The 1448-nt window shown below is 65.0% G+C and carries 1 protein-coding gene; it reads left to right on the top strand.

Annotation, left to right across the window (positions count from 1 at the left end; all coding sequences use genetic code 11):
• Nucleotides 1-245 precede the first annotated feature (245 nt).
• On the top strand, nt 246-1430 hold the full coding sequence (locus tag NNZ72_RS25325; RefSeq protein ID WP_257318453.1) for an IS110 family RNA-guided transposase: 1185 nt from the start codon (nt 246-248) through the stop codon (nt 1428-1430).
• The last annotated feature ends 18 nt before the right edge of the window (nt 1431-1448 follow it).

The raw sequence follows: 1448 nt of genomic DNA, 5'->3' as shown, positions 1-1448 counted from the left end.
GCCCTACCAATGAAATGCGTTTCGACATCTGCCTTTCGGGCACTGTGTTTATGGCCGAGGATGTTGGAAGGCAGGAGACCGGGTATGGCTATCATGCTGGCCGCCCTCGATGGCTCGGGAGGCAGATCCGCCCGGTCTCCACACCTGACCCGACCGCTGATTAGGCTCTGCGATTGATCGCTGTGTAGGGCGAGGACGGCGTGGGAAGGTTGCCGCTCAAAGGAGGACACTTCAGGGAGGAGGCCATGCACTTCTACGTCGGCATCGACGCCGCCAAGGACATCCATTGGGCCTGCGTGATCGGCACAGACGCAAGGCCCATCTTCAGCCATGCCGTCAAGAACGATCCGGAAGGGATCGCGGCGCTGATCGACGAACTGTCGGCGCTGGAAGCCGAAAGCATAACCGTCGCCCTCGACTTGCTGGGCGGTTGCGCCACGCTGCTGTGCGCGATGCTGGCCGCTGCCGGTATGCGGGTGGTTCATACGCCGGGCCTTGCCGTCAACCGCGCGCGGCAGGGCACACGCGGCGGAGAGAACAAGTCCGACCCCCGCGATGCGGCGACCATCGCCGATCTCGCGCGAACCCGCGCCGACCTGCGGCCGGTCGAGGTCGAGACCGAAATCGACGTCGACATCCGCCTGCTCGCCGGCCGGCGCCGCGAAGTCGTCGTCGACCAGACCAGACGTCTTGCTCGCCTGCGTGATCTGCTCTCCTCGCTCTTTCCCGCGCTGGAAAGGCGAATCGATGTGAAGACCAAGGCCGGCCTCGTCTTCCTGAGCCTGTTCGCCGCCCCACATGAACTGCGCGGCGCCAGGCCGCATCATCTCGTCCGCTCGCTGATGAAGGTCTATCCCCGCATGCGCGATGCCCAGTCCCTGGCGCAGGACGCCATTGCTCTGGCCAAAGCTCAAGCCGTCGACGTGCCCGGCGCCCAAACCCGCGCCAGGCTGGTCAAGGACCTCGCCGCCGAGGCGCTTGCAGCTCGTGCCCAGCGCGACCGCATCGACGCCGATCTCGAAGCCCTGCTCGAAAGCCACCCTGACGCGGCCCTCATCCTCAGCCTGCCGGGGATGGGGGTCGTGCTCACGGCAGACTTCATCGCCTGCGTCGGTTCTGCCCGCCGTTTCCGCTCGGCCGATGCGCTCGCAGCCGCGGCTGGCCTCACGCCCGTCCTGCGCCAGTCCGGAAAATCCAGGACCGTCCGGCGATCCACAGGCGGTGACAAGACCCTCAAGCGCGTCTTCTTCCAATCCGCCTTCAACGCTCTCGCAGACCCGGAAAGCCGTGCCTTCTACGATCGAAAGAAAACCGAAGGGAAACGCCACAACCAGGCCGTCATCGCCCTCGCGCGACGGCGTGTAAACGTCGTATGGGCGCTCCTCCAGACAAGAACCCCCTTCAGCCCAAACTTCAAACATGCAGCTTGACAAAACCATTAGGCTGCC

Source organism: Shinella pollutisoli, assembly GCF_024609765.1.
In the GTDB taxonomy this organism is placed as follows: Bacteria; Pseudomonadota; Alphaproteobacteria; order Rhizobiales; family Rhizobiaceae; genus Shinella; species Shinella pollutisoli.
The sequence above is the reverse complement of the archived record's forward strand: the minus strand, read 5'-3'. Positions and strand labels throughout refer to the sequence as shown.